At 69.1% G+C, this 7,623-nt stretch carries 2 protein-coding genes; both read left to right on the forward strand.

Annotated elements, in window-relative coordinates:
• Positions 1–229: 229 nt before the first annotated feature.
• Positions 230–5,149 (forward strand): alpha-2-macroglobulin, encoded by a 4,920-nt coding sequence (locus tag RTO53_RS18640; RefSeq protein WP_312239183.1) that lies wholly within the window; start codon positions 230–232, stop codon positions 5,147–5,149.
• 55 nt (positions 5,150–5,204) lie between these two features.
• Positions 5,205–7,580 (forward strand): penicillin-binding protein 1C, encoded by a 2,376-nt coding sequence (gene pbpC, locus RTO53_RS18645; RefSeq protein ID WP_312239184.1) that lies wholly within the window; start codon positions 5,205–5,207, stop codon positions 7,578–7,580.
• Positions 7,581–7,623: the final 43 nt, after the last annotated feature.

Genomic DNA, 7,623 nt, shown 5'->3' on the forward strand with positions numbered 1-7,623 from the left:
GAACGTTCCGTAGGCCGGGCAGCGGCTCCTGCCCGGGTTGCAATCTCGGTGGGGCCGCATCGGTTGGTTGGTGAAAGGCTTCGGACGGGTTTGCCGCGCTGGCGCGCGGTTGCCGAGCATGGCTCGGCACTACCCGTGCTTGCGGGCTTGCCGTCGCCGGGGTGGGGCTCCGGCGCCGCTCGGGGTGGGTCGGCCTCTATACTGGCCGCCTTGTTCAAGGAGCGACGTCATGGCTAGCCGCAGTCGGATCGGGCAGTGGAGCTGGAAAGGAATCGCTGGGCTGGCGCTGGTCGCCGGCCTGGCCATCGGCATCGGGGGCTGCAAGCGCAACGACAGCGGCCAGCTGCCGACGCCCTCCGGCGCGCCGATTGCGGCCAAGGCCGAGAAGGTCAGCGAGTTCACCCTGGTACGGGCCTATCCCGACCAGAAGGGCGACGGCGTCTCGCTGGCGCTGGAATTCTCGCGCCCGTTGGTGGGCACCCAGGACTTCGACAAACTGGTCCGTTTCGCCGAAAAGGTGGGCACCGAGGACAGCAGCTGGACGCTGTCCGATGACGGCCTGACCCTGCGCTACCCGTTCGTGGAGGCGGCCAAGGAATACAACCTGATCGTCTCGCCCGACCTGCTCGCCGCCGATGGCAGCCGGATCGGCAAGGAACTGCGCCAGAAGGTGTTCAGCGGCGAGCTCAAGCCGGTCGCCGGCTTCGCCTCGCAGGGCAGCGTGCTGCCGGCCAAGGACAGCCGTGGCCTGCCGGTGGTGTCGGTGAACGTGCAGGAAGTGGACGTGGAATTCCTGCGCGTGCGCGAGAAGGAACTGCCCAGCTTCTTCAGCCAGTACCAGCGCGGCGGACGTCGCGGCAGCTGGGAGCTGGACAGCGAGTACGGCGAGAAGACCCCGATGTCCAAGCTGGCCGAGCCGGTGTACGTCAACCGTTTCGTGCTCGGCGGCAAGCAGAACGAGCGCGTGCTCACCTACCTGCCTACCCAGGAGATCAAGGAACTGCAGGCGCCGGGCCTGTACTTCGCGGTGATGAAGCGCAGCGGCTCGTTCGACAGCGAGTTCGACACCGCCTTCTTCACCGTCAGCGACATCGGCCTGCATACCCGCGCCTACAAGGACAAGCTGTTCGTGCACACCGCCTCGCTGCAGAGTGGCGCGGCGCTGAAGAAGATCGACCTGCGCATCCTTGATGGCAAGGGCGAGGTGGTGCTCAAGGGCAGCACCGACGGCAACGGCAACGCACTGCTCAACTACACCCTCGATGCCAGCCATGTGCTGATCGCCAGCAGTGGTGCGGACACCTCGATGCTGCCGTTCAACCAGCCGGCGCTGGACCTGAGCGAGTTCGCCGTGGCCGGGCGCGACAACGCCTGGTTCGACGTGTTTGCCTGGTCCGGGCGTGACCTGTACCGCCCCGGCGAGACCGTGCGCATCTCGGCGCTGCTGCGCGACAACGACGGCAAGCCGGTCAAGCCGCAGCCGGTGTTCCTGCGCCTGAAGCAGCCCGACGGCAAGACCTTCCGCGAGACGCGCCTGCAGCCGGGCGAGCAGGGCTACCTGAGCTTCGAACAGCTGATCCCGGCCGAAGCGCCGACCGGCCGCTGGCAGGTGGAATTCCGCACCAATCCGGCCAGCAAGGAAGCCATCCAGGGCATGACCCTGCGCATCGAGGAGTTCCTGCCCGAGCGCATGAAACTGGACCTGGACAGCGCCCAGAAGACCCTCAAGCCCGGCGAACCGCTCAAGCTGATGGCCGATGCGGCCTATCTGTATGGTGCGCCGGCCGACGGCAACCGCTTCACCGCGCGCCTGGCCGTGGCCGCCGAGCAATCGCCGGTGGAATCGCTGCCGGGCTACTTCTTCGGCGACCCCACGCTGGAACTGCCGCGCGAAGCGCGCGACGTCATCGATACCGAATTCCCCGCCGACGGCAAGCTGCGCCAGGACGTGACCCTGCCCGACGAGGTCAAGCCGACCGCGCCGATCGCGGTGGTGGTGTCCGGCAGCGTGTACGAGACCGGTGGACGTACCGTCACCCGCACCCTCAAGCGGGTGATGTGGCCGGCGCCGGCGCTGGTCGGCGTGCGCCCGCTGTTCAACCCCGATGACGGTGCCGACGCCAACAGCAACGCCCGCTTCGAACTGATGCGCGTGGATGCGGCCGGCAAGCCGCAGCCGGCCAAGGGCCTGAAAGTCACCCTGGTGCGCGAGCTGCGCGACTACCACTGGACCTTCAACGACAATCGCTGGGACTACGATTTCACGCGTCGTTTCGAGAACAAGGAAACCCGCACCGTCGACGCCGGCAGTGCGGCCGCCGCGATCGATTTCCCGGTGGAGTGGGGCGAGTACCGCCTGGATGTGTTCGACCCGGGCACCGGCCTGACCAGCCGCTACCCGTTCCGCGCCGGCTGGAGCTGGAACGACGACAACCGCGGCCTGGACGCGCGTCCGGACAAGGTCAAGCTGGGCCTGGACAAGACCGGCTACAAGGCCGGCGACAAGGTCCGCGTCACCGTCACCCCGCCGCATGCCGGCAAGGGCATCCTGATGGTGGAAAGCGACAAGATGCTGTACGTGCAGGAGATCGACGCCAAGCCGGGCAGCACCTTCGACATCCCGGTCACCGCCGAGTGGGAACGCCACGACGTCTACATCACCGCCCTGGTGTTCCGTGGCGGCAGCGCGCCGAGCAAGATCACCCCGGCCCGTGCGGTCGGCGTGGTGCACGTGCCGATGGACCGCAAGGCGCGGCAGATCGCGGTCGGGTTGTCCGCGCCCAAGCAGATGCGCCCCGAACAGACCCTGCCGGTGGCGGTGAGTGCGCCGCAGCTGGCCGGCAAGGTTGCGCATGTGACGGTGTCGGCGGTGGACGTGGGCATCCTCAACATCACCCGTTTCCCGGTGCCCGATGCGGCCGGCCACTTCTTCGCGCAGCGGCGGCTCGGCGTGGACGCCTACGACATCTACAGCCGGGTGATCGAGAGCTTCGACGGCAGCAGCGGCAAGCTGAAGTTCGGTGGCGACATGGCGCTGGCGGCGATGCCGCAGGCCAAGCGCCCGACCGCGCGGGTGCAGACCGTGGACCTGTTCTCCGGCCCGGTGAAGCTCGATGCCAAGGGCATCGCGCGGATCGCGCTGAAGGTGCCGGACTTCAACGGCACCCTGCGCATCTCCGCGCTGGTGTACTCCGATGACCAGTACGGCAAGCGCGACATGGAAACCATCGTGCGCGCCCCGATCCTGGCCGAAGCGAGCATGCCGCGGGTGATGGCGCCGGGCGACCGCAGCACGGTCACCCTGGACGTGCAGAATTTCACCGGCAAGCCGGGCGAGTTCAAGGTGCAGGTCGATGGCATCGGTCCGCTGGCGCTCGGCGAGCCCAGCCGCACGCTGCAGCTCAAGGCCGATGCCAAGACCACGCTGAGCTTCCCGCTCACCGCGCGCGAGGGCTACACCGTGGCCAAGGTGCGGGTGCGCGTGGACGGCAACGGCTTCAAGGTGGACCGCCGCTATGACCTGCCGGTCCGCGCGGCCTGGCCGCAGGTGCTGCGGGCGCAGACCCGCACGCTGGATCCGTTGGCGGCGGTGGAGATGGGCACCGGCCTGGCCGATGGCCTGATGGACGACTCGGTCACCGCGCGCATGCTGGTCAGCGCGCTGCCGCCGATTCCCTTCGCCAGCGCGCTCAACGGCGCGCTGAAGTACCCCTACGGCTGCGCCGAGCAGACCACCAGCAAAGGCTATGCCGCGCTGATGCTCGACGAGGCGACCTCGGCGATGCTCGGTGCCGACGGACTGGATGCCAAGGCCCGTCGCGAACGCATGGAAGGCGCGTTCGGCCGCCTGGCCTCGATGCAGGTGGCCAACGGCAACTTCTCGATGTGGGGCGACGACGGTTACGTCAATCCGTGGCTGACCCCGTACATCGCCGAGTTCCTGCTCGACGCCAAGGATGCCGGTTTCGCGGTGCCCGACAACGTGTTGCAGAAGGCCCTCAACCGCCTGAGCGAAGACCTGCTGTCCGGCGGCAACCAGTTCTACGGCGAAGACCGCCGCGAGAACCTCAAGTTCGCCAATCAGGCCTATTCCGGCTACGTGCTGGCCCGGGTCAACCGCGCGCCGCTGGGCACGCTGCGCGCGCTGTACGACAACGAACGCAGCAAGGCGCTGACCGGCCTGCCGCTGGTCCACCTGGGCATCGCGCTGTCGCTGCAGGGCGACCACAAGCGCGGCGATGCGGCCATTGCCGCCGGCTTTGCCAAGCCGGGCAGCGAGCGTCCGCCGTACTTCGGCGATTACGGCAGCGAAGTGCGCGATGACGCCTTGATGATCGCGCTGCTGCACGAGCGCAAGCTGTCCAAGCCGGCCTACGATGCGCGTGCGGTCGACCTCGGTCGTGCGCTGGATGCGCGGCGCAACAGCGGCTGGATGTGGCTGAGCACGCAGGAACAGGTCGCCATCGCTCGCCTGGGCAAGGCGTTGGCGGCCAACCAGAAGAAGCTGGTGTCCGGCGAACTGGCCGTGGGCGGCCAGGTGGAAGCGATCGCCGCGCGGCGCATGTTCGGCCGCAGTTTCGACTACGCCGCGCTCGCCAAGGGCGTGCGTTTCAGCCCGCAGGGCGAGCCGCCGATGTTCGCCAGCCTGGAAGTGGCCGGCATCCCGCGCACCGCACCGGAGCCGGACAGCCGCAGCCTCGGCGTGGAACGCACCTGGTACACCACCGATGGCAAGCCGTGGACGCCGCGTGCGCTGAAGGAAGGCGAGGCGCTGATCGTACGGGTCAGCATCACCCCGAACCTGGACATGCCCGATGCGCTGCTGACCGACCTGCTGCCGGCCGGCCTGGAGATCGAGAACTTCAACCTGGGCGATGCCAAGCAGTGGGCCGACGTGGTGGTGGACGGGCTCAGCGTCAACGATCGTGGCGATGCGGCCACGCTGCGCCACGAGGAGTTCCGCGACGACCGCTACGTGGCCGCGCTGAAGCTGTCCAAGGGCAGCACCGCCAAGGTGTTCTACCTGGTGCGCGCGGTCACCCCGGGCACCTACACGGTGCCGCCGCCGCTGGTGGAGGACATGTACCGTCCCGACCTGCGTGGCGTGGGCCGCAGCAACCCGACCACGATGACCGTGGTCCAGCCCTGAGCCGGATGCGGGCCATCGCTGAGGCGATGGCCCGCGTAGTCCTGTCGTCCAACGAATGAAATCCTTCCCTTACAGGCGCGTGATCACCCCGGCGCGGCGCTGGCTGTGGCCTGCGCTGCGCTGGGGTACCGCGTTGCTGCTGGCGCTGCTGCTGGTGCTGGACCTGGCCTTCCCGCCGCCACTGCCGAAGGCCCGCGACACCAGCACGCTGGTGGTGGCCCGCGACGGCACGCCGCTGCGCGCATTTGCCGATGCCGACGGCGTCTGGCGCTATCCGGCCTCGGCCGACAGTGTCTCGCCGTTGTACCTGCAGGCCCTGCTCAACTACGAAGACCGTTGGTTCTGGCGGCATCCGGGCATCAACCCGTGGGGTCTGCTGCGTGCCGGCAAGCAGTGGTTGCTGCAGGGGCACATCGTGTCCGGCGGTTCCACCCTGACCATGCAGGTGGCGCGCATCCTCGATCCGCATTCGCGCACGCCATGGGGCAAGGCCAAGCAGATGCTGCGCGCGGTGCAACTGGAAGTGCACCTGAGCAAGGCGCAGATCCTGGCGCTGTACCTGGAACGCGCGCCCTACGGCGGCACCATCGAAGGCGTCGAGGCGGCCAGCTGGGCCTACCTGGGCAAGCCGGCGGCGCAGCTGTCGCAGGCCGAGGCGGCGCTATTGGCGGTGCTGCCGCAGGCGCCCAGCCGGTTGCGCCCGGACCGCCACCCCGAGGCGGCACGGCGTGCCCGCGACAAGGTGCTCGCGCGCATGGTCGCGCTGGGTGTCTGGAGTCGCGAGGCGGTGGACGATGCGCGCATCGAGCCGGTGGTCACCCGCGCGCTGCAGCCGCCGCTGCACGCCGCGTTGCTGGCGCAGCGGCTGCGCTCGGCCCAACCGCGTGCGGCGCGCATCGAAAGCACCCTGGACATCGGTCTGCAGCGCACGCTGGAAGAGCGGGTGTCCTCGTACTTCTCGCAGCTGCCCGAACGCACCTCCGCCGCGCTGCTGGTGATCGACAACCGCACGTTGGAAGCACGCGCGTACGTGGGGTCGGTAGCGTTCGGCGACAAGCAGCGGCTGGGCCACGTGGACATGGTCCAGGCCTGGCGCTCGCCGGGCTCCACGCTCAAGCCGTTCCTGTACGGCATGGCGCTGGATGATGGGCTGATCCATTCGGAGAGCCTGATGGTGGACGCCCCGCAGGCATTTGGCGGCTATCGTCCCGGCAACTTCGATTCGGCTTTCAACGGGCCGGTCAGTTCGGCCACGGCGTTGCGGCTGTCGCTCAATGTTCCCGCAGTGGATCTGCTCGACCGGGTCGGCTCGGCGCGGTTTGCCGCGCGGCTGTCGCATGCCGGCATCAACCTGCGCTTCCCGCATGGCAGCGCGCCGAACCTGTCGCTGATCCTGGGTGGCACCGGTGCGCGGCTGGAGGATCTGGTCGGCGCGTTCGCCGCGTTCAACCGCAACGGCATCGCCGGTCGGGTGCGCTATACCGCCGACGATGCCGTGATCGAACGCCGCCTGATGTCGCCCGGCGCGGCGTGGATCACCCGCGAGGTGCTCGAGTCCAATCCGCGCCCGGGCTATGGCAGCGGCACCTTCGATGTCACCGGGCGCCCGCGGGTGGCCTGGAAGACCGGCACCAGTTACGGCTATCGCGATGCCTGGGCCATCGGCAGCACCCGTCACTACACCGTGGGGGTGTGGGTGGGACGGCCGGATGGCACGCCACTGCCCGGCCAGTACGGCGCGGTCACCGCGTTGCCGTTGATGTTCGAAGTGGTGGACAGCCTGCCGCGCCAGGCCGGGGACGCGAGCGGCGCGCCGATGCCACCGAACGTCACCCGCGAAGCAATCTGCTGGCCGACCGGGGAGCTGGCCGAGCGCACCGAGGACGCGTTGTGCCAGCGCCGCCTGGATGCCTTCGTGCTCGATGGCGTGGTGCCACCGACCTTTGCCGAGCGCGACGCACGCCTGTGGCAGCCGGGGCGCCAGCGCTTCAACGTGGATGCACGCAGCGGCCTGCGGGTGTCGCCGGACTGCCGCCTGCCGCATGAAACAGAGAGTCGCGAGATCGCGCGCTGGCCAGCGTTGCTGTCGCCGTGGCTGCCGCTGGCGCAACGGCGCGCGGCGCAGCTGCCGGCCTTGTCACCGGACTGCAGCGAGGACGGCCGCGAGAGTGGCGGCAGCCTGCATATCGAAGGCCTCAACGACCGCGCCACGCTGGCACGCGCACCCAACGCCGAGCACGGCGTGCGCCTGCAACTGCGCGCGCTGGGCAACGACAACAGCGTGGACTGGCTGCTTGATGGCCGCTGGATCGCACGCACCGAGGGCGCGCGCCTGTTCCAGCGCGATTTCGACGAAGTGGGGGAGCACACCCTCACCGCGCTGGCCTCCGATGGCGCCTGGACGCAGGTGCGTTTCCGTATCCTGCGCTGACGCCCGCCGGTAGTGCCGGCCGCTGGCCGGCTCCGCAGTCCAT

The organism is Stenotrophomonas sp., from assembly GCF_031995405.1.
GTDB lineage: Bacteria > Pseudomonadota > Gammaproteobacteria > Xanthomonadales > Xanthomonadaceae > Stenotrophomonas.

Excerpts from the sequence above, each read along its gene's own strand:
- RTO53_RS18640 (WP_312239183.1), top strand. The coding sequence starts at position 230 with ATGGCTAGCCGCAGTCGGATCGGGCAGTGGAGCTGGAAAGGAATCGCT.
- pbpC (WP_312239184.1), top strand. The coding sequence starts at position 5,205 with ATGAAATCCTTCCCTTACAGGCGCGTGATCACCCCGGCGCGGCGCTGG.